We start from the raw sequence: 24,512 nt of genomic DNA, 5'->3' as shown, positions 1-24,512 counted from the left end.
ATCGGGTTGCCCCGGTCAGAAGACCAAGTTCAGATGGGGTATCCGCAATTTGATCTTGGGAGTTCACCTATGAAGATGCGCGCTTTCGCGCTGACCGGTGCCGCGCTGCTGGCCGCACTGCCGCTCACCGCCGGAACGGCCGACGCCGCAACCAAGTGCCCGAGCGGCTCGGTCTGCGGCTGGTCGAAGCCGAATTTCGCCGGCCACCGGGTGACGGAGAAGGGCCCCGAGCCCGGGTGTTACCCCATGAGCGGGCGCTCGGTGTCCAACCAGAACGGGCATCGGGTGACCTTCTACAGCGACGCTTCGTGCTACGGCAAGCGCTTCAACCTCACGTTTGGCCACTACTCGGCCAAGACCCCGTGGGCAATTCAGAGCATGGCCGTCTGGGGCTGATGAAGCGGCGGTCGCTTCAGGTGACAGGGGCGGGGGCCTGAGCCTCCGCCTCACGCCGCCGACGGATGATCCGTCACCACCACCCGCCCCAGCAGCTCTTCATACATCGCCGCGTCGAACTCGCCTGCCGCCGGGGCGCGTACGGTCGCCGCGGACAGGGCCACCGCACGGGCCAGCCGGTCCGGCCAGGACAGCTCCTCCACCAGCCCCGACAGCAGACCGGCCACCGCCGAGTCGCCCGCGCCCGTCGGGTTGCCGGCGATCCGCTGTGGCGGCGCGGCCTGCCAGGCGCCGTCGGCGGTCACCGCGAGCATGCCGTCCGGGCCCAGCGAGGCGGCCACCGCATGGGCGCCGCGGCGGCGGGCGTCGCGGGCGGCGCGCAGCGGTTCGGTGCTGCCGGTGAGGGCGGCGAGCTCGTCGGCGTTGGGCTTGGCGAGGTCGGGGCGGGCGGCCAGGCCCCGGCGCAGCGGTTCGCCGCTGGTGTCCAGCAGGACCGGGACGCCGGCGCTGCGCGCGGCCCGGGTGAGCCGGGCGTAGACGTCGACCGGGACGCCCGGCGGCAGGCTGCCGCAGAGCGCCACCGCCCGCGCCTCGCCCAGCAGTTCGCGGTAGGTGCCGAGGAAGGCGTCCCATTCGGCGGGCGAGACGGTCGGGCCCGGCTCGTTGAGCTGGGTGGTGTCCCCGCTGCTCGCGTCGGCGACGGCGACCGTGCGGCGGGTGGCGCCGCCGACCGGGACCAGTGCGTCGGTGACGTCGGTCTCGGCGAGCAGCGCGCGCAGCGCCTCGCCGGTGCCGCCGCCCGCGAAGCCGGTGGCGACGGTGCGGTGGCCGAGGGCGGCCAGCACCCGGGCGACGTTCAGGCCCTTGCCGCCGGGGCGTTCGGACACCTCGGTGATCCGGTTCGTGGCGTGGGTCTGGAGCCGGGGAACGCGGTAGGTGATGTCCAGGGCGGCGTTCAGCGTGACCGTGAGGATCATGGTCGCCCCTCCGGGAGTCATGGCCGGGCGGCCGGGCGTCGGGCCACCGTGTGCGGCGGTGGCATACGGACAAGTGCGCGAGCGATCATGCCATCGCTGGTGGTCGTTGGCCCAGACCCGGACGCGTCCCCGGGTGCACCGGACGCGTCCCCGGACGCGTCCCCGGGTGCACCGGACGCGTCCCCGGGCGCACCGGACCCGTCCCCGGGCGCACCGGACCCGTCCCCGGGCGCACCGGAGCCGTCCCGGCGCGCCCGCCGAGCGTCAGACGCCCTTCGCCCCGCCGGCGTCAGACGCCCTCCGGGCGCACCACCCACTCGCCCCGGCGCATGACCCCCGCCACCTCGTACGCCGCGTCCAGCACCACCAGGTCGGCGTCCTTGCCGGTCTGCAGCGAGCCGGTCCGGTCGTCGATGCCCAGGAGGCGGGCGGGGGTGGCCGAAAGCGCCTGTACGGCCTGGTCGACCGTCAGGCCGTCGAGGGTGACCGCGCGCCGGAAGGCCCGGTCCAGGGTGAGGGTGGAGCCGGCGATCGAACCGGCCGTGGGGCCCGAACTGATCCGCGCCACGCCGTCCTTGACCTCGACCTGCATCGGACCGAGCGGATACATCCCGTCGTTCATCCCGGCCGCGCCCATGGCGTCGGTGATGAACGCGACCCGTCCCGCGCCGGCCTCCCCGACCGCCAGCCGCAGGATCGCCGGGTGCAGATGGGTGCCGTCGTTGATGAGCTCGACGGTGATCCGCTCGTCCTCCAGGAGGGCCGCGACCGGGCCCGGCGCGCGGTGGCCCAGCGGGGGCATCGCATTGAAGAGGTGGGTGGCGACGGTGGCACCGGCGTCGATGGCCCGGCGCGTGGCGTCGTAGTCGGAATCGGTGTGGCCGAGGGCGGCGATCACCCCGGCGTCGGCGAGCAGCCGTACGGACTCCAGGCCGCCGGGCAGTTCGGGCGCGAGCGTCATCATCGACGCGGTGCCGTGCGCGGCGTCGAGCAGCTTGCGGACGTCGGCCGGGTCCGGATCGCGCAGCAGCTCCGGCTGGTGGGCGCCGCAGCGGTGCGCGGAGATGAACGGGCCCTCGAAGTGGATGCCGGCCAGCTCGCCCTGCTGGACCAGCTCGGCGAGCACCGCGGCCTGCCGGGCGAGGTCGGTCAGTTCGCCGGTGACGGTGGAGGCGACCATCGAGGTGGTGCCGTGCCTGCGGTGGGTCTCGGCCACCGTCATGCACTCCTCGGGGTCGGCGGACGAGAACGAGCCGCCGCCTCCGCCGTGGACGTGCATATCGACGAAGCCGGGGACGATGAGATGGCCCGTCAGGTCCACCACCCGTCCGGCCGCCGCCTCGTCCAGGTCGACGTCCCGGCTGTGCACATCGCCGATCCGGCCGCCCTCGACGGTGATCCGGCCGCGCTCGACGACGCCGGAAGGACGGGCGATCCGGGCGCCGGTCAGAACGGTGCGCCCCGGGTCCGAGGGCCGCTGCGCAAACTGTTGCCGTGCCATCAGGCGGTTACCTCCGTGGAGAGAAGATCCCAGGCGAGCAGGCCTGCGCCCAGGCACCCGGCGGCATCCCCCAGGGCCGCCGGAACGATCGAGGGGAGCCGCTGGAACGTAACGCGGCGGCGGACCGCTTCCCGCAGAGGTGTGAACAGCGTGTCGCCCGCCTCGGCGAGCCCGCCACCGATGATCAGGGTCTGCGGGTCGAGCAGGGTGAGCCCGGTGACCAGGCCGTCGGCGAGGGCGTCCACGGCGTTCTGCCAGACGGCGCGGGCCCGTTCGTCGCCGGACTCCACGGCCTTGGCCGCGTCCGCCGCGCCGGCCTGCGGGTCCTTGCAGACCGCCGCCCAGTCCCGGCCGACCGCGGCGGCCGAGGCCACCGTCTCCAGACAACCGCGCTGACCGCAGCCGCAGACACGTCCACCGGGCCGTACGACGATGTGGCCGATCTCTCCCGCGCTGCCGTGTGCACCGGCCTCGATCCGGCCGCCGATGCCGATGGCGCCCGCGATCCCGGTGCCCAGCGGGACGAACAGGAACCGGTCGGCGCCCCGTCCGGCGCCGATCCGGCCCTCGGCCAGCCCGCCGGCGCGGACGTCGTGGCCGAGGGCGACCGGCACCCCGCCGAGCCGTTCGGACAGCAGCGCCCGCATCGGTACGTCCCGCCAGCCGAGGTTCGCGGCGTAGACGGCGGTGCCCGAGCGCTCGTCGACGATGCCGGGGACGGCGACACCGGCCGCCTCGGCGGGGACGCCGAAGCGGGCCGCGCCGAGGTCACGCAGCTCGGCGGCGAAGCCCAGGACGGCCTCGACCACCGCCTCGGGGCCCCGCTCCCGGCCGGTGGGGCGCCGCGCCTCGTACAGCAGCACGGGAGGACCGGTGGCGGTCTCCCCGGAAGGCGCCGTGTCCACCCCTACGAGGGCGGCCTTCATACCGGTGCCGCCCACATCGAGGGCGATGACGTGTCTCACGGGAACAGTTTCGCGCGATCCGCCCTGAAAGGTCTAGTCCACTCGCCGATCGGATCGCCCTGAGGAGCCGCCCTGAGGAGCCGCCCGGAGGAGCCGCCCGGAGGGGCCGCCCGAAAGGACTGCCCGAAAGGGGTGCTTGAGGGAGCTGCCTGACGGGACCGCCCGAGGGGGCTGAGGGAAGTGCCCCACGACCTGCGTCTTCGTAAACGGGGGGTGGTGTAGACCTTGTAAAGGGCGCGGGGGAGACTCGTTAAAGAACGCGGGCCCGGCCCGCTGTTCCTGCCGTTGGAGGGGGACCCCACGGACGGCGGGGGCGGGACGCCCCGGCAAGCACGGATTTTCAGAACAAAGGGCGGTAAACAGCGGTGCAGCGGCGGTACTTGAGCCTGGCGGCGGTCATCACCACCACCATGACGCTGACTCTTACCGGCTGCGGCAGCGGCAGCGGTAGCGGCGACGACGTCACTCTCAAACTGATCGCGGCGGACTACGGCGACAGTCAGTCCAACAGCTCCCGGCACTACTGGGACGAGCTCGCCCGCGCCTACGAGAAGAAGCACCCCGGCACCAAGATCGATGTCGAGGTCTACAGCTGGACGGACGTCGACAAGAAGGTCGAGGACCTGGTCAAGGCCGGCCACGCACCCGACCTCGCCCAGATCGGCGCCTACGCCGACTACGCCGCCAAGGGCCAGCTCTACGGCGTCGACAAGCTGCTCAACGTCACCACCCAGGCCGACTTCACCCCCTCCCTCGCGGAGGCCGGCGAATACAAGCGGATCCAGTACGGCATGCCCTTCGGCGCCAGCACCCGGCGGCTCTTCTACAACAAGAAGCTGTTCACCCAGGCCGGCATCACCTCCCCGCCGCAGAACTGGGACGACATAGCCCGCGATGCCCAGCTGCTGAAGGCCCATGGCGTCGAGATGCCCTTCGCGCTGCCGCTCGGCCCGGAGGAGACCCAGGCCGAGACGATGCAGTGGATGCTCAGCGGTGGCGGCGGCTACACCGACAGCATCGGCAAGTACACGATCGACTCGCCGGAGAACGTCAAGACCTTCGACTGGCTGAAGGAAAACCTCGTCGACAAGGGCCTGACCGGCACCGACCCGGCCAAGCTCAACCGCAAGGACGCCTTCCAGGACTTCGCCGACGGCAAGGTCGGCATGCTCAACGGCCACCCCACGCTGATGAAGCAGGCCGAGGCCAAGGGCATCGACTACGGCAGCGTCGAACTGCCCGGCACCAACGGCAAGGCCAAGGCCACCATGGGCGTCGCCGACTGGATGATGGCGTTCAAGCAGGGCGGCCACCGCACCCAGGTCGGCAAGTTCCTCGACTTCGTCTACAGCGACAAGAACGTCGAGAAGTTCTCCGGCGACTACGGCCTGCTGCCGGTCACCACCTCCGCCTCCGAGGCGATGCAGGCCGACGACAAGTACACCAAGCTGCACGGCTTCCTCCAGCAGCTCCCCAACGCCGAGTTCTACCCGGCGAACAAGACCTCCTGGCCGCTGATCTCCAAGACGGTCAAGGCGAAGATGGGCGCCGCGGTCGACCCCCACGGCAACCCGGCCGGGGTGCTCACCGACATCCAGAACACCGCGGACGCGGCGGACAACACCGGCGAATGACGGTGGCGGCGCGGATGCGCGGACTCGCGGGCGGGGCCGGGCCGGCGGAGGGGCCGACGGAAGGGCCGGCGGACGGGCTTGGCCCGGTGGGCTGTCCCCGGCCGGTGGGCCGTCCCGGTCAGGCCGGGGCGAGGGGCCGGTCCCGGTCCGACCGTGCGCTTATCGTGGAAGCGTGATGACAGGCGGTACGGAAGGCACGGGCGGCGCGGAAGCCACTGGCGGCCCGGAAGAGACGGGCGGCCCGGAAGGGACGGGCGGCCCGGAAGGGGCGGCGGGCCCGGAAGGGGCGGGCGCCGCGGGGCTGACCGCCCAGGACGAGGCGGTGCTCGCCGTCGAGCGCCGCTCCTGGCCGGGCCCCGGCCCCAAGGAGCGCGCCATCCGCGAACAGCTCGGCATCTCCCCGACCCGCTACTACCAACTCCTCAACGCCCTGCTGGACGACCCCAGGGCGCTCGCCCACGACCCGGTCACGGTCAACCGCCTGCGCCGCGTCCGTGACGCCCGCCGCGCCCGCCGCTGACGCCAGCGCCCACCGCTGACGTAGCCGCCGGCGGCTGACGAAGGTGCTTGACGCGGACGCTTGCCGCCGATGCGGGCGGGCGCCTGCCGCTGATACGGATGCCCCCTGACCCGAGTGCCCGCCCCTGCCCAGCTGCCCCGGGCGCCCACCGCGCCGTCCTGGTGCGCCCGTACACCCTGCCCGGGCCTCGCGGAGGTGCCCCCGCCGCCCGCAGCGCGCCGGTAGGGTCGGCGCCATGGGCAGCCCCCCGAACGCCGCGCCGCACTCCCAGCCGACCCCCGGACCCGGATCCGTACCGACCCCGCGCACCGCTGCCGGCCGTGACGGCCTCGCCGCGCTGCTGGCCCACCCGGAACGCGCCGTCATCGCCCTCGACTTCGACGGCACCCTCGCCGATATCGTCCCCGACCCGGAGAAGGCCCGCGCCCACGACGGCGCCGTCGCCGCCCTCGGCCGCCTGGCGCCCCGGCTGCGCGCCGCCACGGTGATCACCGGGCGCCCGGCCACCGTCGCGGTCCGCCTCGGCGGCTTCGCCGAGGCCCCGGGCCTGGACCGTCTCACCGTCCTCGGCCACTACGGCGCCGAGCGCTGGGAAGCCGCCACCGGCACCGTCCACGCACCCGCTCCGCCCCCCGGCATCGCCGCCATACAGGCCGAGCTCCCCGGTGTCCTGGACGCCTCCGGCGTCTGGCACGGCACCTGGATCGAGACCGCCATCGAGCGCAAGGGTGGCCGCGCCATCGCCGTCCACACCCGCCGCGCCACCGACCCCCAGGGCGCCTTCGACCAGCTGCGCGGCCCGCTCACCGCGCTCGCCGAACGCCACGGCCTGATCGTCGAACCGGGCCGCCTCGTCCTGGAACTCCGCCCGCCGGGCATGGACAAGGGCGTCGCCCTGGCCGACTGGGTCCGCGAGACCGGTGCCACCACCGTCCTGTACGCCGGTGACGACCTGGGCGACCTGGCGGCCTTCGCCGCCGTGGAGAAGCTGCGTTCCGACGGCCTGGGCGGCGTCCTGGTGTGCAGCGGCAGCAACGAGGTCGCTGAGCTGGCCGACCGCGCCGACCTGGTGGTCGACGGCCCGACCGGCGTCGTCGCCCTGCTCGCCGCCCTGGCCGACCGGCTGGACTAGTCAGGGGGGAAGGGGCAGGGGGACAGGGGCAGCGAGAGCCCCTGGTGCCCTGCGCCAGAAGCCCTCCGGCTCAGGTCACCGGTCACCGGTCACCGGTCACCAGTCACCTGGTCACCGGTCATCGGTCACCATCCGCGCTCGCCGTACGCCGTGATTCCTCGACGATCCGCTGCAGCGCCGCCGCGTGCGCCTCCAGCGCGGACCGTCCGCTGTCGCTGAGGTTCACCCAGGTGCGGGGGCGGTTGCCGACGTACCCCTTGCGCACCTCGACGTACCCGTGCGACTGCAGCGTACTGATCTGTTTGGACAGGGCGGAGGGAGAGAGCCCCGCCGACTCCTTCACCCAGCCGAACTCGGCCCACTGCGCGCCCGCGAGCAGCGACACGATCGTCAGCCGGGTGGGGTCAAGGAGTACGGGGTCGAAGTCAGCGTGTGCCATCGAGGACGCTCGTCCCTGTGCGCCGGCTTCCGCGCACGCCCGCCGAGAGCATCGACCGCTGCCAGCTCTGCCCGAACAGGGCCAGGGCACCGCCGCCCACCACGCCCACCGCGGTCCGCCAGTACGGCACGTCGAGGGACCAGTGCGGCTGCAGCAACTGGAGGGCGAAGCCGGCCAGGAGTACGACAAGCAGCGTGGCCAGCGCGTAACCGCGGAATGACCCGGAAATCTCCTGCCTGCGCACCCGGACGGGCTGGCCCAGCGCAGCCGAGCCCTTACGGGTGTTGAGCAGCACGACATAGCCGACGCCGAGCACCCCGTAGGCCGCCGAGGACCAGGCGGCCGCCTCCTCCCCGAAGTAGTCGGGAGCCGCGAAGAGCGCGCCGAACACGACACCGAACACCACATACACCCAACGGGAGTTGGTGGCCGAGCCCGGCACCTGCTCCCGGTTCCGGTCGATGTCGCTCAGTGCGCGGGCTGCCTCCTCCGCCGAGGGGCGGGGGCCCGTGGGGCCGGATTGCGATGACGTTGACGCCATGGTTGTCTCCTCGGAATATCTTGCTCCAGCAGAACCATTTTCCTGAGAGGAAACTAGTTTCCCGTGCCCGGGTTCGTCAACAGGGCGTCAGCTTCTGGTGTGTCGCGGCGCTACCCGTCGGCGCCGGGTGTCCGCGCCGCCGCGGCTGATCCGAGCCCACGTCACCACGGGGCCCGCCGCCACGACGGCCATCGCCGAAGAGTCTTCAGAAAGGCCCTTCAGGAAGAGGCTTCAGAAAGAGGCATCAGGCAGGTGCGGGGGCGGAAGCAGGCTTCAGAAAAAGTTCAGGGGGTGTCCCGCTTAGGGGTGGTCTCCCTCAGCGCCCGCAACTGCTCCAGGAACCACTGCGCCGGCGGCAGCGCCGTAGCGGCAGCGGCCAGCCGCGCCGTGCGCTCGCCGCGTTCCCAGGCCTCCATCGTCAGCGCCTCGTGCAGCACCCGCGCGGTCTCGCTGACGTCGTACGGATTGACCGTGAGGGCGTCCTTGCCCAGCTCCTCGTGCGCCCCGGCCTCCCGGGAGAGCACCAGCGCACAGCCCTGGTCGGAGACCACCGGGATCTCCTTCGCGACCAGGTTCATCCCGTCCCGGATCGGGTTGACCAGCGCCACGTCCGCCAGCCGGTACGCGGCCAGCGAGCGTGCGAAGTCGTCCTTCACATGCAGCACGACCGGCTGCCAACTCTCCGTGCCGTACTCGGCGTTGATCTCCTCGGCGAGCCGTCCGACCTGCGCGGTGTACTCCCGGTAGACGGCCAGGTCCTGGCGCGAGGGATAGGCGAAGGCGACATGCACGACACGCCCGTGCCACGACGGGTGTCCGGCCAGGAGCTCGCGGTAGGCGAGCAGGCCCCGCACGATGTTCTTCGACAGCTCGGTCCGGTCCACCCGGACGACGGTCTTGCGCGCCGTCCCGTCGGGTCCCGTACCGATCTGCTCCCGCAGGGCGGCCAGCCGCTCCTGGACGTCCGCCTGCTGCGACCGCTCACGCAGGAACCCGGCATCCGCCCCGAGCCCGTGCACACCGATCCGGGTGCTCCCGGTGCCGCCGGTCACCTCGTCACAGCAGGCACGGAACGCGTTCGCCCAGCGGTGGGTGAGGAACCCCAGCCGGTCGGCGCCCAGCATCCCCCGCAGCAGCTGCTCGGCGATGTCGTCCGGCAGTATCCGGAAGTACTCCGGCGGGGCCCATGGCGTGTGCGAGAAATGGGCGATCCGTACGTCGGGCCGCAGCGCCCGCAGCATCCCCGGGGCCAGGGAGAGGTGGTAGTCCTGCACCAGCACCGCCGCCCCCTCGGCGGCCTCGTCGGCGAGCGCCTGGGCGAAGGCGCGGTTGTAGGCCTCGTACGACGCCCACTGCGCCCGGAACTCCGCGTCGAAGACCGGCTCCAGCGGCGTCTGGTACAGCATGTGGTGGACGAACCACAGCACGGAGTTCGCGATGCCGTTGTAGGCGGCGGCATGAACCTCGGCCGGAATGTCCAGCATCCGCACCCGCTGCCCGCCGGTGTCCCCCGGCTCCAGCGCACCACCCGTCCGCCGCACAGCCTCCCGGTCCCCGTCCCCGAGCGCCGCACACACCCACACCGCGTCAGCATTGGGCCCGATGGCCGACAGCCCGGACACCAGCCCGCCCCCGCCCCGCTTGGCGGTGAGCGTGCCGTCCTCCGTCAGGCCGTACGAGACCGGCCCGCGATTGGACGCAACAAGAACCTCGGCCCCCGCAGGGACAGCCGCACTGCGCTCGGACACCATGTCGCGACAGTAACCCGCCACAGATCCGCGCAAACGTACGGAAGCGGCCAAGAGGCGGTGTTCGGGTGGGCTCCTCAGCCGACTCCCGGCGGGAATGCGTCGACCGACCACGACGGCTCACCCTCGGCGGGCTCCGGGTGCCCGCAGCCGAGACGGTCGCCCCGGCTGCGGTTGATACGCAGCGAGTCGTCGAGCGCATCCGTCAAACAGCAGGCCAGGAAGCGAAGTTCGGGTGCCGTGGTCGGGCTGTCGCGGAGGAGGGCGCGGGCGTGCCTCAGGAGGATCTCCCCGGATGCGAGCTGGGCGTATTCAACGGCGTTCGCCTGCCGGGTGACGGGGCCGTCCCCTTCGGAGAGCAGATAGCACGGCTTCCCTTCCGGACTTGACCAGGGAAGCAGGCGTGGACGCGCAGGAGGCATCATGGCGACTCCAGTTCTCTAGAGAAGTTGGATCGCTACCCATTGAAGCGAAGTGAGTGCGTAGCGTCAATTAGTTCTCTAGAGAAGTTGAGTTCCGGGGGAGGCGCCGTAGTTACTCGAACAGATCCCTAGGATGTCTGGAGATCGCCAGGAGGGAAGCGTCGCCATGGCCGCACAGGAGGGCTCGTCGCCCAAGTACCGCAGGATCGCCGACGCGCTGAAGCAGGCGATCGCGGCAGGGGAGTTCCGCCCCGGTGACCGGCTGCCCGGAGAGAACGACCTGATGGACCGGCATGGAGTGGCCCGGATGACGGCACGTCAGGCCCTCGGTGTTCTCACCTCTGAGGGGCTTGCCGAGGCCCGCAAGGGTGCCGGTGTGTTCGTGCGGGACTTCCAGCCGATCCGGCGCCGCGGTGTTCCGCGTCTGGCCCGGGAGCAGTGGGGTCAAGGGCGGTCGGTCTGGGCAGCCGACGTCGCCGAGCGCGATCTGGTGGTGGATGCGGTCACCGTCGACGAGGAGCGGGCATCCGGCGGCGTCGCGGCGTGGTTGGGCATCGCGCCCGGAGACGCCGTCACCGTCCGGCGCCGCCGGTTCGTGCTCGACGGCAAGCCGGTGCTCCTCTCCACCTCCTATCTCCCCGCCGACCTTGTCGCGGACTCGGCGATCACGCAGCCGGACACCGGGGCCGGTGGGACGTACGCCCGGCTCGCAGAGCTGGGCTCGGCTCCTGCCCGTTTCCGGGAAGAGGTGCGCTCACGCATGCCGGCGCCGGAGGAGGCCGACCGGCTGGGCCTCCCGGCGGGCACACCCGTCCTTCTCATCAGTCGCACGGCCATCACTGCGGACGGGCGCACGGTAGAGGCCAACGAGATGATCCTCGACTCCTCCGCCTACGTGCTGGAGTACGACTTCGACGCCTGAGCGTCAGGCCACGCGGGCTCTCAGGCCGCCCGAGCCCTCCCCCCCCCGAGTCCTCACGCCGCCCGCCGCTCCGCGTACTCCGGGATTTCGGCCATCGGGGGACGCTCCTCGGTGTCCACGTCCGTCGTACGGGGGACGAAGCCGTTGTCGCCGCGGTCGAACTGGGTGAGCCGGGGGCGTACCAAGTGGCCGCGGGCCAGGCGGAGTTGGGCGGTGCGGTAGATGGCGGCGGCCATCCGGCCGAGGGCCTGGCCGTCCTGGTGGCGGTGTTTGCGGACGCCCACGTCGACCTGGGCCAGGGCGTCGAGGCCGACGGTGTGCAGGGCGTCGACGAGCAGGCCCAGCTCGACGCCGTAGCCGACGGGGAAGGGGAGGCGCTCCAGCAGGGAGCGGCGGGCCGCGTACTCGCCGCCGAGCGGCTGGACGAAGCCGGCCAGCTGCGGCCAGTGGAGGTTGAGGAGCGGGCGGGCGACCAGCTCGGTGACCCGGCCGCCCTGGCCGGCGCCGGCGCCGCCGGTCTCCAGCGGGCGGTCGTACATCGCCTTCACGAACTGGACGTCCGGCTCGGTCAGCAGCGGGCCGACGATCCCGGAGACGAAGGCGGCGGAGAATTCGCGCAGGTCGGCGTCGATGAAGCAGACGATGTCGCCGGTGGTGGCCAGCAGGGAGCGCCACAGCACCTCGCCCTTGCCGGGGAGGGCCGGCAGCCGCGGCAGGACGCTGTCGCGGGGGACCACCCGGGCGCCGGCCGCCGCGGCGACCTCGGCGGTGCGGTCGGTGGAGCCGGAGTCCAGCACGATCAGCTCATCGACGAGCGGCACCGGCCCGGTCATCAGCTCGGCGCGGATCACCGCCACGATCGCCCCGACGGTGGCCTCCTCGTCGAGGGCCGGCAGGACGACACTGACCGTGCGGCCCGTCCGGTGCTTCGCCTCCAGCAGCTGACCCAGCGGGCGGTCCGTGGCGGACCAGGAGCGGCTGCTCAGCCAGCGCTCCACCTCTTCCAGCACGTCTACGACTCCTCGGTCGCCGCCGGATCGGCGGCCTTGTGATCCATCTCGCGGTTCGGACGACTATCTCAACCGTCAGTGCCGTCGGTTACAGTCTTGAACAACGCGGATGACCGTCGCATGTCGGGGTCCGCGCCACAAACGCCTGGGTTTCGGCCCAGCGCCATACCGCTCATCCAGAGGGGCAGAGGGATACGGCCCGTTGAAGCCCCGGCAACCCTCCAGCCGGTCTTGCCGCAAGGACGCTGACGTCCCGCGCGCGAGGCTCCCGGCTAGGGAAGGTGCCAAATCCGTCTCGTGGCGAGATTCGCCGCGAGGAAGATGAGGAGAAAGGGCCTCGCCTCCATGGCTGTGCAAGTCACCGAAAACGCCCCCACCGTCGCTCTGGGCCCCGCCGTCGCCCTGTCCTGCCGCGAGTGCGGACAGCGCAATCCGCTCGGCCCGATCTTCGCGTGCCAGGACTGTTTCGGGCCGCTCGAAGTCGCGTACGACCTGCCGAGCGGCGACCCCGAGGGCCTGAAGAAGCAGATCGAGGCCGGTCCGGACAACATCTGGCGCTACGCCCCGCTGCTGCCCGTCCCCGCCGACGTCGCCGACAAGCCCAACCTGAACCCCGGCTTCACCAAGCTCGTCCAGGCCGACCGGCTCGCCGCCGAGCTGGGCGTCACCGGCGGTCTGTACGTCAAGGACGACTCGGGCAACCCGACGCACTCCTTCAAGGACCGCGTCGTGGCGATCGCCGTCGAGGCCGCCCGCGCCTTCGGCTTCACCACCCTCTCCTGCTCCTCGACCGGCAACCTCGCCGGCGCGGTCGGCGCCGCGGCGCGCCGGGCCGGCTTCAAGTCCTGCGTGTTCATCCCGCACGACCTGGAGGCCGGCAAGGTCGTCATGGCCGCGGTCTACGGCGGTGACCTGGTCGGCATCGAGGGCAACTACGACGACGTCAACCGCTTCTGCTCCGAGCTCATCGGCGACCCGCTGGGCGAGGGCTGGGGCTTCGTCAACGTCAATCTGCGCCCCTACTACGGCGAGGGTTCCAAGACCCTGGCGTACGAGATCTGCGAGCAGCTGGGCTGGCGGCTCCCGGACCAGATCGTCATCCCGATCGCGTCCGGCTCGCAGCTCACGAAGATCGACAAGGGGCTCAAGGAGCTGATCGCCCTCGGCCTGGTCGAGGACAAGCCGTACAAGATCTTCGGCGCCCAGGCGGAGGGCTGCTCCCCGGTGTCCGCGGCCTTCAAGGCCGGGCACGACGTGGTCCGCCCGCAGAAGCCGAAGACCATCGCCAAGTCGCTGGCGATCGGCAACCCGGCCGACGGCCCGTATGTGCTCGACATCGCCCGCCGTACGGGCGGCGCGGTCGAGGACGTCAACGACGAGCAGATCGTGGACGCGATCAAGCTGCTGGCCAGGACGGAAGGCATCTTCGCGGAGACCGCGGGCGGGGTGACCGTCGGCGTGACCAAGAAGCTGATCGAGGCCGGTGTGCTCGACCCGTCCCTGACCACCGTCGTCCTGAACACCGGTGACGGCCTCAAGACGCTGGACGCGGTCGCCCCGACCTCCGGGCCCACGGCCACGATCCGTCCGGACCTGGACGCGTTCCGCGCGGCCGGCCTGGCCGGCTGAGGCCGCCGGCCCCGTCCGCGCACGGGGCCGCGCCACCTCCGCCGCGAGGCCGCCGGCCCGTCCGCCACGGGGCCGGCCACCGTCCCCGAACTCGTACTCCGCAATACCCGGAAGGCAGAACCATGAGCGTGAAGGTCCGCATCCCCACCATCCTCCGCACGTACACCGGCGGCCAGGCCGAGGTCGCCGCCGAGGGCGCGACCCTCTCCGAGGTGATCACCGACCTGGAGCAGAACCACCAGGGCATCGCCGCCCGGGTGCTCGACGACGCCGGCAAGCTGCGCCGTTTCGTGAACGTCTACGTCAACGACGACGATGTGCGCTTCGAGCAGGGTCTTGAGACGCCGACCCCGGACGGTGCGGGCGTCTCGATCATTCCGGCGGTCGCCGGAGGCTGCTGATTTGCGCCAATTCTTGGCCTGCTTGACCGGAATTGCCCCGTCCGCCAGAAAGCGGACGGGGCAATTCCATGTTGTGAAAGGAGATACCATTGAGGTGATACCCCTCCGCTATAGCGCGCGCGTGTGCCGAACGCATATGAGATCGCGATCAGTTGTGCGCAAAGTGTGGGCAACATTTGTCGCTTAGGTGAGCTATGCCCGGCCCGACTTGCCCCGGAGAACCGGGATTTCGCCGCATATAGCCGATTCTCCTGCCCCAGATTTCTCGTCCGATTGACCTGTTGCGCTGGGCATCTGTGCAGATACATTCAGCGGCGGTCGACGCGTTCCGGCGCACACCCCACAGGGCTTTCACGGGGTGAGGTCTGACCCGGGTCCGCGGAGTGCGGTCCTGCGCAAGGGCCAGTAATAGGGGAGTTAGGCATGGCTCAGGGCACCGTCAAGTGGTTCAACGCGGAGAAGGGGTACGGCTTCATCGCGGTCGACGGTGGTGCGGATGTTTTCGTCCACTACAGCGCGATCCAGATGGACGGTTACCGCACCCTTGAGGAGGGTCAGCGGGTCGAGTTCGAGATCTCGCAGGGCCAGAAGGGACCGCAGGCGGACATGGTCCGGGTGGCCGGCTGAGGCGCCGACCGACTGCTGCGTAGGGAAGGCCCGTACCCCTGGGGGTGCGGGCCTTCTGCTGTCCGCCTGCCTGTCCGCCCGCCTGTCCGCCTGCTGTCCGCTGTCGGCGGACGGGTGGGTGCGGGCCGCGTGCGGCCGGACCCCGGGGGACCTGCGCTCATCCGTCATTCCTCCGTCGTCCGGGCGCCACCCCGATGGGAGGCATCTTCGAAGCTGCCTTGCACTCACGGGGTGCGAGTGCTAATCATTGCGTTAGCACTCTCCCAGTGAGAGTGACAAAGAAGGACCGGGTCGGTGAGGCCCGTAGGCCGGGTGGGGCAAGGAACCACACAGGTCTGCAGGTCGTCCGTCGCGGGCGCCAGCGCGGTCCGGAGCAATCCACCCCAGTCCGGGAGGACCACTTCACATGGCCAAGATCATCGCGTTCGACGAGGAGGCACGGCGCGGTCTCGAGCGCGGGATGAACCAGCTCGCCGACGCCGTCAAGGTCACCCTCGGCCCCAAGGGCCGCAACGTCGTCCTCGAGAAGAAGTGGGGCGCCCCCACGATCACCAACGATGGTGTTTCCATCGCCAAGGAGATCGAGCTCGAGGACCCGTACGAGAAGATCGGCGCCGAGCTGGTCAAGGAGGTCGCGAAGAAGACGGACGACGTCGCCGGTGACGGCACGACGACCGCGACCGTCCTGGCCCAGGCTCTGGTCCGCGAGGGCCTGCGCAACGTCGCCGCCGGCGCCAACCCGATGGCCCTCAAGCGCGGCATCGAGCGTGCCGTCGAGGCCGTCTCCGCCGCCCTGCTGGAGCAGGCCAAGGACGTGGAGACCAAGGAGCAGATCGCTTCGACCGCCTCCATCTCCGCCGCTGACACCCAGATCGGCGAGCTGATCGCCGAGGCCATGGACAAGGTCGGCAAGGAAGGCGTCATCACCGTCGAGGAGTCCCAGACCTTCGGTCTGGAGCTGGAACTCACCGAGGGTATGCGCTTCGACAAGGGCTACATCTCGGCGTACTTCGCGACCGACATGGAGCGCATGGAAGCCGCGCTCGACGACCCGTACATCCTGATCGTCAACTCGAAGATCAGCAACGTGAAGGACCTGCTCCCGCTCCTGGAGAAGGTCATGCAGTCGGGCAAGCCGCTGCTGATCATCGCCGAGGACGTCGAGGGCGAGGCCCTGTCGACCCTGGTCGTCAACAAGATCCGTGGCACCTTCAAGTCCGTCGCCGTCAAGGCCCCGGGCTTCGGTGACCGCCGCAAGGCCATGCTCGGCGACATCGCCATCCTCACCGGTGGCACCGTCATCTCCGAGGAGGTCGGCCTCAAGCTGGAGAACGCCGGTCTCGAACTGCTCGGCCGCGCCCGCAAGGTCGTCATCACCAAGGACGAGACCACCATCGTCGACGGTGCCGGCGACAGCGAGCAGGTCCAGGGCCGGGTCAACCAGATCCGCGCCGAGATCGAGAACAGCGACTCGGACTACGACCGCGAGAAGCTCCAGGAGCGTCTGGCGAAGCTGGCCGGCGGCGTGGCCGTCATCAAGGCCGGTGCCGCCACCGAGGTCGAGCTCAAGGAGCGCAAGCACCGCATCGAGGACGCCGTTCGCAACGCGAAGGCGGCCGTCGAGGAGGGCATCGTCGCCGGCGGTGGCGTGGCCCTGCTCCAGGCCTCCTCGGTCTTCGAGAAGCTGGACCTGGACGGCGACGAGGCGACCGGCGCCAACGCCGTGAAGCTCGCGCTGGAGGCCCCGCTCAAGCAGATCTCCGTCAACGGCGGCCTTGAGGGCGGCGTTGTGGTGGAGAAGGTGCGCAACCTGCCCGTGGGTCACGGCCTCAACGCCGCGACCGGCGACTACGTCGACATGATCGCCGAAGGCATCATCGACCCGGCCAAGGTCACGCGCTCCGCGCTGCAGAACGCCGCCTCCATCGCGGCGCTGTTCCTCACCACCGAGGCCGTCATCGCCGACAAGCCGGAGAAGGCCGCTGCGGCGGGCGCTCCGGGCGGCATGCCGGGCGGTGACATGGACTTCTGATCCCCCGCGGATCAGACACCGGTCCTCCCGGACCGCAGTCCAGACGTACGTCGGGGCGGCACCCTCCTTCGAGGGGGTGCCGCCCCGGCGGCGTTTTGGGGGCGCCTCCTCCGTGGTTCTATCGACGGCGGCGGACGATGAGGCAGCCCGCGAGGCACAGGGCACCTGCCGCGGCCAGCATCAAGGCGCCGCAGAGGGTGGCCGGTGCGGGCGGGGTGTCGCGGTCGAGGGTGCTTTCGAAGGCGACCTGGGTCAGGACATTGCCGTGCGGCCCGGAGGCGTGCGTCCCGGGTAGCGGCGGGAACGGGGGCGGTGTCTCGCCCCACAGGATCAGTGCCACCCCGCCGGCGGCCAGCACGAGAACCGTGAGGGCCACGATCAGCCTGGCGCGCCAGGGGCGCCGTAATCGGATCAGCATGGCGTCGACCCTACTGACTGCGACCGGATCACCGAACGTGTCTTCGGTGATCCGGTCATCCCGTGCGACGCGGTGTCCTGTACAGGTCGTCGAGGCGGAGTGGCGCGGGTTCGGGCAGCGGTGTGTCGTCCGTCGGCCGGCAGGACTGGAGGAAGTAGGCGAGCAGGCGGCGGGACGCGGCCATGGAGGCCGCCGGGGAGTCCCGCAGGACGCCGTTGTTGGCCAGGAGCAGCAGCGTGATGTCGCTGGTGTCGAAGTCCTTGCGCAGCTGTCCGGTTTCCTTCGCCCGCTGCACCAGCCGGGCGAGGCCCGACTCGGCGCGGGTGCGTTCACGCCGGACGTCGGGAGCGTCGGGGAATCCGGCGAGGAACGCGGCACTGAAGCCGCGGTCCTCGGCCTGCATCCGGCAGACCTTGGTGAGGGCGGTGCGAAGTCCGCGCCAGGGATCGTCGTCCTTGAGGGCCTCGTCGACGGTCGCGGTGCACTGGCCGAGTTGTTCGGAGAACGCGGCCGCGATCAGCGCGTCGCGGGTCGGGAAGTGCCGGTAGAGGGTGGCGGCACCCACACCGGCCCGGCGGGCGATTGCGCTGGAGGGCACGTCGGCGCCGTCGAGGGTGTATGCGTCGCGAGCGGCCTGGAGGAGCCGAGCGCGGTTGTTCCGGGCGTCGGCTCGCTGCCCCGGGGCGCGGGTGCCGGCGGGGGAGGTGGACGGGTTCCGAGACAGTCGGTCAGGCATGTCTCCCACTTAAGCACAAACGGAAGGGGTCGACCGTTTAGCGGGTTAGCGTGACGTGACGCCGCGGGTTCCCGCGGTCGGCTCCCGGCCGCCGAGGTGAGCGGCTGTGAGTCCTCCTGTCGAACGACCTGCCGTGTCTATGGAGGCTGTCCGTGTTTGCTGTGCAGTACCACCGCTATGGCGGTTCCGGGGTTCTTGCCGTCGAAGAGGCCGAGGAGCCGCACGCCGGTCCCGGTCAGGTCCGCATCGCCGTGCGTGCCACCGGCGTCACCCCTGCCGACTGGTACCTGCGTGCAGGGCTGTTGCAGGACTTCGTCTCCCTGGGCTTCCCCCACATACCGGGCGTGGATGCCGCGGGCATCGTCGACGAGGTGGGGGAGGGGGTGACCGGCACCGCCGTGGGAGATGCGGTCTTCGGCCTCGTTCCCTTCGCGGACCAGGGCGGCGCCGCGGCCGAGTACGCCGTGCTGGAGGCATGGGCGCCCAAGCCCCGGTCGTGGTCCTTCGGGGAAGCGGGTGGCGCCGCGGGCAATATCGACGCGGCCACGCGCGTACTGGAAGCCCTGGACGCCGTCGAGGGCATGACCTTGTTGATCGAGGGCGCCGCCGGCGGTGTCGGTACCATCACCGCGCAACTCGCCCGGGCCCGCGGCCTCACCGTGATCGGCACCGCCGGCGAGGGCAATCACGGTTTTCTGGAGGCGCTCGGCGTCGTACCGGTCACCTACGGGCCGGGACTGGCCGATCGCCTTGCCGCACTGGCTCCGCGCGGTGTCGACGTGGTTCTGGACGCGGCCGGCAAGGGCTCCCTTGCGGAACTGGTGGCCATCGCCGGCGACCCGCATCGCGTCGTGACCATCGCGGACTTCGACGCCGCTCGGCACGGAGTGCGGTTCTCCCGCTCCGAGGCAGGAGAGTCACCGGGCTGGGCAGGACTGCCGTTGGCGGCGGACCTGGCCGATCAGGGCCGCCTCACCGTCCCACTGCACGCCGTGTTCCCGCTGAAGGAGACGGCCGCGGCCCATGACGCCAGCGCCGCCGGCCATGCACGAGGCAAGATCATCATTACCGTGCCCTGAGTGGTCCTCTTTGGCTCGGGGTCCGCGGCTTGAGCCCCGGACCCCGAGTGTCACCAGACGCCCTACAGGGAGCTGGACTTGATGCCCTCGATGAACGCTTCCCACGCCGGTGCCCGGAACGCGAGCGCCGGACCGTGCGGGTCCTTGGAATCCCGGACGGGCACGATGCCGGGGTGGTCGTCGGAGACTTCTAGGCAGTCGCCGCCGCTGCCGTCGCTGTGGGTGGACTTCCGCCAGGTGGCAACCTCTAGGCAGTTGCCACCTTCGCCGCCGCTGTGGCTGGACTTGTGCCAGGTGGCGATTTCGAGGCAGTTTCCGCCGCTGCCACCGCTGTAGCTGGACTTGTGCCACGTGGCGGTGCTCAGGTCGTACTCACTACTCACGGGAATATGCCTCCGCCGCTGACTCGATCAGGGCCAGTGACGCTTCTGGTGACAATGCGCTGGCCCCCACGAGATCGTAGGCCAGTTCGTATCGCGCCACCGTTGCTGGGTCGTCCAGCAACTGCCCTGTGCCTAGACCATCAAGGTACGCGAGCGGTGGCGCGTCAGCGAACGCCATTAATTTCAGGGAGCCTTCCAACGCGGCGTGGGCGCCCGCTGAGAACGGCAACGCCTGCACGATGATCCGGTGCTTCCGGACCAGTTCCACCACGTGCCACAGCGCCTCCGCCATCACCACCGGGCTGCCGGTCTTGCGGCGCAACACGGCCTCGTCCAGCACCACCCACAACAATGGGGTCGTTGGATGGTCGAGAAGGCGTGTCCGTTCGAGTCGTGCCGTGACCGTCTCCTCGATCACGGCATCCGGTGCCGTTGGCTGGTAGGCGCGGCAAACCGCCCACGCGTAGGCCTTCGTCTGTAGCAGTCCTGGGATCAGCTGCGGGGCGTACTCCCTGATCGACGTGGCGATGGCTTCTGCCTCCGCCGCCTCCGCGAAGTGATCCGGATACTTCGACTTCGTGGCGGCCTCGCAGTTGCGGGCGAAGTAGCCGTCCGTCCCGAGGATTTCGTCGATCTTCACGGCGTACTCCATCTGCATCCGCCGTGTTCCCGCCTCCAGCTGGCCGATGAACGACCCACTGACGAAGAGGGGCTTGCCGAGTTCTTCCTGGGTGAGACCGGCCTCTTCGCGCTTGTGGCGTAACTCTGCGCCGAGCATGGCGCGGGGGGACGAGGAGGGGTCGAGGGGTTTGGGTCCGGGCATCGCAGCAACTCCCTGTTACACGCGATCGGTTGTTGGGTCTGCGCCTCTATGCAGGCTAGACCCGTAGTGGCCACGCTGTGTGCGCAATGACAACACTCAGTGTGGAAGGTGATGAGGCGAATGCTGACGGCGCGTGAGCGGATGCGGCAGGCCGAGGGTGTCACGGTGGAACTGCAGACCGCACTCCGGGCGGCGGGGATCACCCTGCCCTCCCTCGGTGTGGACCCGGTGTCGTGCGCGAGCGCCCACATGGCGCCGCTGGTCGAGCTGGGGCGCTGCAATCTGGACACGGCCCGGCGGCTCGCCGGCGTACTGGCGGACTACGCCCGGACCGCCGTACCGGGACACGGCGAGGAGGGGCCGCGGCCGTGATGCCGGTCCCCGGAAGCTTCGCGGTGGACGGGCGGGACGGCCGGGTCGGCTTGGTCATCGGTGTGGTCGTCGGTGTCCTCGTCGGCAACGAGGGGGCGTTGGTGCGGCTCCGGCCTCCCGGCGGCGGAGTGTCGTGGGACTGCCCGTCTCATGCGCTGCGCGTCGCCCCACCGTCCGCCGTATTGGCGGCCCGCGTGCGAGAGCTGAACTGGCAGAGCCGGATGCCGTGAGGGGCGGTCCGCCACCCGTCAGGAACGTGTGCCCTGTGGGGCGTTCGGGGCGGGTGCGGCCCGAGGTGTGTGCGACCGCGTGGTGCGCCGGGGCTGGGACCCGCGCGGATGTACGGCTGACGGCCGTACGGTCGGCCGCCGGTGCGGGGGCGGTTGCCGGGGCTCGGACGGCGGGGTGTGTGAGTGGGGGCGTGGGGGGGGCAGGCCGGGGTGTCGCTTTGCGTAAGTGCTGTACACGGGCGGGAACGGGGTGGTCGGCTCGATGGCGAGCGGCTTGCGCCGCGGGCCGCGGGGAGACGTTGGCCGGTGCGATAGCCCGGCCCCGAGCGTGGCGCGGGGTGACGAGGGCGGGGGTGAGGAGCCGGGGTGCGGGCTTCTTGGCAACTCCCTGTTACACACGATCGGTTGTTGGATATGCGTCTCTCTGCAGGCCGGGCCGGTAGCAGCCACGCTGTGTGCACGACGGGGACACTCAGCGTGGAAGGCGATGAGGCGAAATGTTGACGGCGCGTGATCGAGTACGACAGGCCGAGGGCGTCATGGCGGAGCTGCACACCGCACTCCAGGCGGTCGGGGTCACTCTTCCCTCCCTCTGCGTCGATCCGGTGTCCTGCGCGAGCAGCGTCATGGCGCCGCTGGTCGAATTGGGGCGCTGCAATCTCGACACCGCCCAGCGGCTGGCCGAGGTCTTGGCGGACTACGCCAAGGCCGCCGCTCCCGGGCACGGCCCGGAGGAGGGACAGCCGTGACGTTGTCGTCGGGCAGCTATGCGGTGGACGGGCGGGACGGGCGCGTCGGCCGGGTCGTGGACCACCAGGGGCCGTTGGTGCAGCTCCGCGAGCCCGGCGGCGGCCGGCCGTGGGCCTGCCCGCCGCACTTACTGCACCCCGCCCCGCCGTCCGCCGTACTGGCGGCCCGCCTCAGAGAGCTGAACTGGGAGAGCCGGATGATCCCCTGAGGGCGGGTCAGAGGGCCAAGAAGTCGGGAGGGCCGGTGAGCCTTGAGCACTGCTGAGCCTGCTGATTGGCTGACCGGCATGACTGATCTCGGATCCGTTGCCTGGCCGCCTGCACCGATCGGGACCGAGAGGCTCGTGCTCCGTGAGCCCGAGGCCCGGGACCGTGCGGCGTTCATCGAGCTGCTGGCGTCTCCAGAGGTGCACACCTACCTCGGTGGCCCCCGCCCGCGTGACGAGCTTGAGCGCAAGTTGCCCGAGGTGCCCGAACGGTGGCCCGGGAGCTTCGTCGTCGAGCTCGACGGGGCGATGATCGGCCAGATCCTGCTCAGGAGAGCGCCGGAGCACCATCGCCCGGCTGCCGCGGGGAAGGCCGATCTCGGCTACCTGTTCCTGCCACGGGCGTGGGGGTTCGGGTATGCCGCCGAAGCATGCGCTGCGGCACTCGACTGGTTCGACAGCGTCCTTCCCGGCGAGCCGGTGGTGCTCGCCACCCAGACCGCCAACGTCGGCTCGATGCGCCTCGCGGCAAAGCTGGGGTTCACCAAAGTAGAACGCTTCCGGGCCTGGGACGCCGATCAGTGGCTCGGCCTGCGGGCCCCGATCACGCACTCCGATTGAGCTCGCCCTCGACAGCGTGGAACTGTCGAAGGCCGTTGTTCTCGTTGACGAAGCCGGGTGGATTCTGCCCGCCGCCGTGTTCGCGTCGGCGTCGGCGCCGGTAGATGCCAACCCTGCGGCCGGCCTCAGCGTGTCCCCAGGCCGGCCGGCGCGCCCGGTGTGGTGGGCGTGCCCTGCGTATTCGGTGTGGTGGGCGTGCCCTGCGTGTTCGGTGTGGTTGGGCCTCCGGTGGGTGCGGGATCGACGGTCTGCGAGGGGTGGGGAGCGGGGGTGTCGGGGGCGCTGGGGTCCTTGGGGTTCTTGGAGTCCGTGGGGTCCATGGGGTCCGTGTTCAGGTCTGCCCGCAGTTGTTTGTTGAAGCCGAAGAAGTAGGTGGCGAGGAAGCCGGTGAGGTAGCCGACGGCCAGGCCCAGGGCGTAGACGACGAGGGTGGTGGTGACGGGCTGGTTGCCCTTGACCAGCGGGAACAGGGCCCAGCCCGAGGGGCCGATGGCGGTGGAGCCGACGGCGTCGCCGAGTTGGTTGAAGAGGCCGATGAAGCCGCCGCCGCAGGCGCCGCCGATGCAGGCGGTGATGAAGGGGCGGCCCAGGGGGAGCGAGACGCCGTAGATCAGAGGTTCGCCGACGCCCAGGAAGCCTGCCGGGAGGGCGGACTTGATGGTCGTACGGATCGAGCGGTTGCGGGGGAGCTGGAGGTAGACGGCGAGGGCGGTGCCGACCTGGCCCGCGCCCGCCATGGCGAGGATCGGGAGCAGGACGGTGTAGCCCTGCTGCTCGATGAGGGTGGTGTGGATCGGGATCAGGGCCTGGTGGAGGCCCAGCATCACGAGGGGGAGGAAGAGACCGCCCAGGACGAAGCCGGCGAAGGCCCCGCCGTGGGCCAGCAGCCAGGTGGCGAAGGTCCCGATGGCGGTGGAGACCTCGCCCGCGACGAACATCAGGCCGAAGATCGTGACCAGGCCCGTGACCAGCACGGTCAGGGTGGGAGTGAGCAGCACGTCCAGCGCCTCGGGGACCTTTCCCCACCTTCTTGTCTTCCTCGTCTTCGCCCGGCCGGGGAAGACCCCATTGCGACAGCACTTCTCCACCTGGACGGCGAGCAGCGCCGCGGCGAGTGCGCCGAGTACTCCGCCCTGGCCCGGGGCGAGCTTCTGGCCGAAGGCCGTGACGTGGGCGATGCCCGGGAAGACGATGATCGCGGCGACCGCGCCGCCGAGGACCGGCGTGCCGCCGAACTCCTTGGCGGTCTGGTAGCCGACGAAGACGGCGATGAGGGACATGAAGCCGGAGGCGATGGCGGCCAGCGCCGGGACGACGGACGGCAGCCAGCCGAGGTTGGCCAGCAGGCCGTTGATACCGGCGACGATGCCGCAGCCGATCAGGGCCGGGATCAGCGGGACGAAGATATTGGCGATCCGGCGCAGGAACAGCTTCACCGGGGTGGCGTTCCGGGACTTCTGCCGGGCCTTGAGGGCGGCGCCCTGGGCGGCCAGTTCCTCGGCGGTGGTGGCGGTGGGTGTGACGACCCGAGGGACGGCGGTTGGCGCTACGGCTTCCGGGGCTCCGGCCTTTGCCTCTCCGGCCTTCGCCTCTCCGGTCTCCGGAGTCACGGCCTCCGGTGCTCCGGTCTCCGGCGCTCCGGCCGCCCGTTCCGGGGCCGGGTCCGTGGTGCGGGCCTGCTCGACCAGGCGCTCGACCTCGGGGGTGACCCGGGCGACCGTTCCGGGGCCCAGCACGATCTGGTACGTGTCGTCCTCGACCACGCCCATGACGGCCGGGAGCGCCTTGAGGGCTTCGTCCTGGACCAGGGAGCGGTCCCGGACGCCCAGGCGGAGCCGGGTCATGCAGTGGGCGATGGAGGTGAGGTTCTCGGCGCCGCCGACGAGAGGGAGGAGCGCGGCGGCGGTGGCGCGGTTCTTGTCTTCGGTCATGTGTGCGGTGCCTTGCTGTGCAGATAAACCAGGGGCAGGGGTCCAGGAACGTGGGTGGGGAAACGCGG

At 70.9% G+C, this 24,512-nt stretch carries 28 protein-coding genes and 1 riboswitch; of the genes, 15 read left to right on the top strand and 13 right to left on the bottom strand.

Going from position 1 to position 24,512, the window contains the following annotated elements; genetic code table 11:
• The first annotated feature begins 69 nt into the window (after window positions 1-69).
• The gene (locus D9V36_RS18355; RefSeq protein ID WP_164992971.1) at window positions 70-396 is read left to right on the top strand and encodes a peptidase inhibitor family I36 protein; all 327 of its coding nucleotides are present in this window, start codon (window positions 70-72) and stop codon (window positions 394-396) included.
• Between the two features lie 50 nt (window positions 397-446).
• On the opposite strand, the gene pfkB is transcribed toward D9V36_RS18355, so the two are convergent.
• The 3 genes from pfkB to D9V36_RS18340 all read right to left on the bottom strand — a co-directional run bounded on the left by pfkB (window position 447) and on the right by D9V36_RS18340 (window position 3,800).
• Window positions 447-1,373: a 1-phosphofructokinase gene (gene pfkB, locus D9V36_RS18350; RefSeq protein ID WP_129294745.1), complete on the bottom strand. Its 927-nt coding sequence runs from the start codon at window positions 1,371-1,373 to the stop codon at window positions 447-449.
• 289 nt (window positions 1,374-1,662) lie between these two features.
• The gene (nagA, locus tag D9V36_RS18345; protein ID WP_129294744.1) at window positions 1,663-2,874 is read right to left on the bottom strand and encodes an N-acetylglucosamine-6-phosphate deacetylase; all 1,212 of its coding nucleotides are present in this window, start codon (window positions 2,872-2,874) and stop codon (window positions 1,663-1,665) included.
• Complete coding sequence (locus D9V36_RS18340) at window positions 2,874-3,800, bottom strand: ROK family protein (RefSeq protein ID WP_431357757.1); 927 nt, start codon at window positions 3,798-3,800, stop codon at window positions 2,874-2,876. Before D9V36_RS18340 ends, nagA begins: the two co-directional genes overlap by 1 nt.
• Window positions 3,801-4,204: 404 nt before the next feature.
• Here D9V36_RS18340 and D9V36_RS18335 point away from each other — a divergent pair, with 404 nt between their 5' ends.
• From D9V36_RS18335 to otsB, 3 genes are all read left to right on the top strand, one after another.
• Complete coding sequence (locus D9V36_RS18335; RefSeq protein WP_129294742.1) at window positions 4,205-5,473, top strand: extracellular solute-binding protein; 1,269 nt, start codon at window positions 4,205-4,207, stop codon at window positions 5,471-5,473.
• 175 nt (window positions 5,474-5,648) lie between these two features.
• On the top strand, window positions 5,649-5,993 hold the full coding sequence (locus tag D9V36_RS43065) for a DUF3263 domain-containing protein (RefSeq protein ID WP_431357682.1): 345 nt from the start codon (window positions 5,649-5,651) through the stop codon (window positions 5,991-5,993).
• Window positions 5,994-6,228: 235 nt separating this feature from the next.
• On the top strand, window positions 6,229-7,125 hold the full coding sequence (gene otsB / locus D9V36_RS18325) for a trehalose-phosphatase (RefSeq protein ID WP_129294741.1): 897 nt from the start codon (window positions 6,229-6,231) through the stop codon (window positions 7,123-7,125).
• A 118-nt stretch (window positions 7,126-7,243) separates the two neighbouring features.
• Here otsB and D9V36_RS18320 read toward each other — a convergent pair whose 3' ends face one another.
• From D9V36_RS18320 to D9V36_RS18305, 4 genes are all read right to left on the bottom strand, one after another.
• On the bottom strand, window positions 7,244-7,564 hold the full coding sequence (locus D9V36_RS18320) for a transcriptional regulator (RefSeq protein WP_129294740.1): 321 nt from the start codon (window positions 7,562-7,564) through the stop codon (window positions 7,244-7,246).
• A complete protein-coding gene (locus D9V36_RS18315) occupies window positions 7,551-8,105 on the bottom strand; it encodes a hypothetical protein (protein WP_129294739.1) in 555 nt (184 codons plus the stop codon). Before D9V36_RS18315 ends, D9V36_RS18320 begins: the two co-directional genes overlap by 14 nt.
• A 284-nt stretch (window positions 8,106-8,389) precedes the next feature.
• Complete coding sequence (locus tag D9V36_RS18310) at window positions 8,390-9,856, bottom strand: alpha,alpha-trehalose-phosphate synthase (UDP-forming) (protein WP_129294738.1); 1,467 nt, start codon at window positions 9,854-9,856, stop codon at window positions 8,390-8,392.
• Window positions 9,857-9,930: 74 nt separating this feature from the next.
• Window positions 9,931-10,278, bottom strand: coding sequence for a hypothetical protein (locus tag D9V36_RS18305; protein ID WP_241720920.1), 348 nt, complete (start codon window positions 10,276-10,278; stop codon window positions 9,931-9,933).
• 163 nt (window positions 10,279-10,441) lie between these two features.
• Between D9V36_RS18305 and D9V36_RS18300 the strand changes: the two genes are divergently transcribed.
• Window positions 10,442-11,197, top strand: coding sequence for a GntR family transcriptional regulator (locus D9V36_RS18300; RefSeq protein WP_129294737.1), 756 nt, complete (start codon window positions 10,442-10,444; stop codon window positions 11,195-11,197).
• A 53-nt stretch (window positions 11,198-11,250) separates the two neighbouring features.
• Here the strand turns inward: D9V36_RS18300 and D9V36_RS18295 are convergent, their stop codons facing one another.
• On the bottom strand, window positions 11,251-12,207 hold the full coding sequence (locus D9V36_RS18295; RefSeq protein WP_129294736.1) for a glucosyl-3-phosphoglycerate synthase: 957 nt from the start codon (window positions 12,205-12,207) through the stop codon (window positions 11,251-11,253).
• Between the two features lie 169 nt (window positions 12,208-12,376).
• A riboswitch (SAM riboswitch) is annotated at window positions 12,377-12,535 on the top strand.
• A gap of 17 nt (window positions 12,536-12,552) precedes the next feature.
• On the opposite strand from D9V36_RS18295, the gene thrC reads away from it, so the two are divergent.
• The 4 genes from thrC to groL all read left to right on the top strand — a co-directional run bounded on the left by thrC (window position 12,553) and on the right by groL (window position 16,896).
• Window positions 12,553-13,836 carry a threonine synthase gene (gene thrC, locus D9V36_RS18290; protein ID WP_206739689.1) on the top strand — a complete coding sequence of 428 codons (1,284 nt, stop codon included), beginning with the start codon at window positions 12,553-12,555 and terminating at the stop codon, window positions 13,834-13,836.
• A gap of 122 nt (window positions 13,837-13,958) precedes the next feature.
• Window positions 13,959-14,237 carry a MoaD/ThiS family protein gene (locus D9V36_RS18285; protein ID WP_129294734.1) on the top strand — a complete coding sequence of 93 codons (279 nt, stop codon included), beginning with the start codon at window positions 13,959-13,961 and terminating at the stop codon, window positions 14,235-14,237.
• 423 nt (window positions 14,238-14,660) lie between these two features.
• Window positions 14,661-14,864, top strand: coding sequence for a cold-shock protein (locus tag D9V36_RS18280; RefSeq protein ID WP_003986833.1), 204 nt, complete (start codon window positions 14,661-14,663; stop codon window positions 14,862-14,864).
• A gap of 406 nt (window positions 14,865-15,270) precedes the next feature.
• Complete coding sequence (gene groL, locus D9V36_RS18275) at window positions 15,271-16,896, top strand: chaperonin GroEL (protein ID WP_088799383.1); 1,626 nt, start codon at window positions 15,271-15,273, stop codon at window positions 16,894-16,896.
• A 118-nt stretch (window positions 16,897-17,014) separates the two neighbouring features.
• Here the strand turns inward: groL and D9V36_RS18270 are convergent, their stop codons facing one another.
• The gene (locus D9V36_RS18270; protein ID WP_129294733.1) at window positions 17,015-17,314 is read right to left on the bottom strand and encodes a hypothetical protein; all 300 of its coding nucleotides are present in this window, start codon (window positions 17,312-17,314) and stop codon (window positions 17,015-17,017) included.
• Between the two features lie 55 nt (window positions 17,315-17,369).
• Window positions 17,370-18,050, bottom strand: coding sequence for a TetR/AcrR family transcriptional regulator (locus tag D9V36_RS18265; protein ID WP_129294732.1), 681 nt, complete (start codon window positions 18,048-18,050; stop codon window positions 17,370-17,372).
• Window positions 18,051-18,202: 152 nt separating this feature from the next.
• On the opposite strand from D9V36_RS18265, the gene D9V36_RS18260 reads away from it, so the two are divergent.
• Window positions 18,203-19,129 carry an NADP-dependent oxidoreductase gene (locus D9V36_RS18260; protein ID WP_206739688.1) on the top strand — a complete coding sequence of 309 codons (927 nt, stop codon included), beginning with the start codon at window positions 18,203-18,205 and terminating at the stop codon, window positions 19,127-19,129.
• 62 nt (window positions 19,130-19,191) lie between these two features.
• Here D9V36_RS18260 and D9V36_RS18255 read toward each other — a convergent pair whose 3' ends face one another.
• Window positions 19,192-19,512 (bottom strand): DUF397 domain-containing protein, encoded by a 321-nt coding sequence (locus tag D9V36_RS18255; RefSeq protein ID WP_431357681.1) that lies wholly within the window; start codon window positions 19,510-19,512, stop codon window positions 19,192-19,194.
• Window positions 19,505-20,335 (bottom strand): helix-turn-helix domain-containing protein, encoded by an 831-nt coding sequence (locus D9V36_RS18250; RefSeq protein WP_129294730.1) that lies wholly within the window; start codon window positions 20,333-20,335, stop codon window positions 19,505-19,507. Before D9V36_RS18250 ends, D9V36_RS18255 begins: the two co-directional genes overlap by 8 nt.
• Window positions 20,336-20,455: 120 nt before the next feature.
• Between D9V36_RS18250 and D9V36_RS18245 the strand changes: the two genes are divergently transcribed.
• The 5 genes from D9V36_RS18245 (at window position 20,456) to D9V36_RS18225 (ending at window position 22,513) form a co-directional block, all read left to right on the top strand.
• Window positions 20,456-20,707 (top strand): hypothetical protein, encoded by a 252-nt coding sequence (locus tag D9V36_RS18245; RefSeq protein WP_347239716.1) that lies wholly within the window; start codon window positions 20,456-20,458, stop codon window positions 20,705-20,707.
• Entirely contained in the window at window positions 20,707-20,937 is a 231-nt protein-coding gene (locus tag D9V36_RS18240) for a hypothetical protein (protein ID WP_129294728.1), read from the top strand. Before D9V36_RS18245 ends, D9V36_RS18240 begins: the two co-directional genes overlap by 1 nt.
• 497 nt (window positions 20,938-21,434) lie before the next feature.
• Window positions 21,435-21,686 (top strand): hypothetical protein, encoded by a 252-nt coding sequence (locus tag D9V36_RS18235; protein ID WP_129294727.1) that lies wholly within the window; start codon window positions 21,435-21,437, stop codon window positions 21,684-21,686.
• On the top strand, window positions 21,683-21,895 hold the full coding sequence (locus D9V36_RS18230) for a hypothetical protein (protein ID WP_206739687.1): 213 nt from the start codon (window positions 21,683-21,685) through the stop codon (window positions 21,893-21,895). Before D9V36_RS18235 ends, D9V36_RS18230 begins: the two co-directional genes overlap by 4 nt.
• Before the next feature lie 78 nt (window positions 21,896-21,973).
• Window positions 21,974-22,513, top strand: coding sequence for a GNAT family N-acetyltransferase (locus tag D9V36_RS18225; RefSeq protein WP_129294726.1), 540 nt, complete (start codon window positions 21,974-21,976; stop codon window positions 22,511-22,513).
• 125 nt (window positions 22,514-22,638) lie between these two features.
• Here the strand turns inward: D9V36_RS18225 and D9V36_RS18220 are convergent, their stop codons facing one another.
• A complete protein-coding gene (locus D9V36_RS18220; protein ID WP_129294725.1) occupies window positions 22,639-24,444 on the bottom strand; it encodes a PTS transporter subunit EIIC in 1,806 nt (601 codons plus the stop codon).
• Between the last annotated feature and the right edge of the window lie 68 nt (window positions 24,445-24,512).

It is taken from the genome of Streptomyces lydicus, from assembly GCF_004125265.1.
Classification (GTDB): Bacteria; Actinomycetota; Actinomycetes; order Streptomycetales; family Streptomycetaceae; genus Streptomyces; species Streptomyces lydicus_C.
The sequence above is the reverse complement of the archived record's forward strand: the minus strand, read 5'-3'. Positions and strand labels throughout refer to the sequence as shown.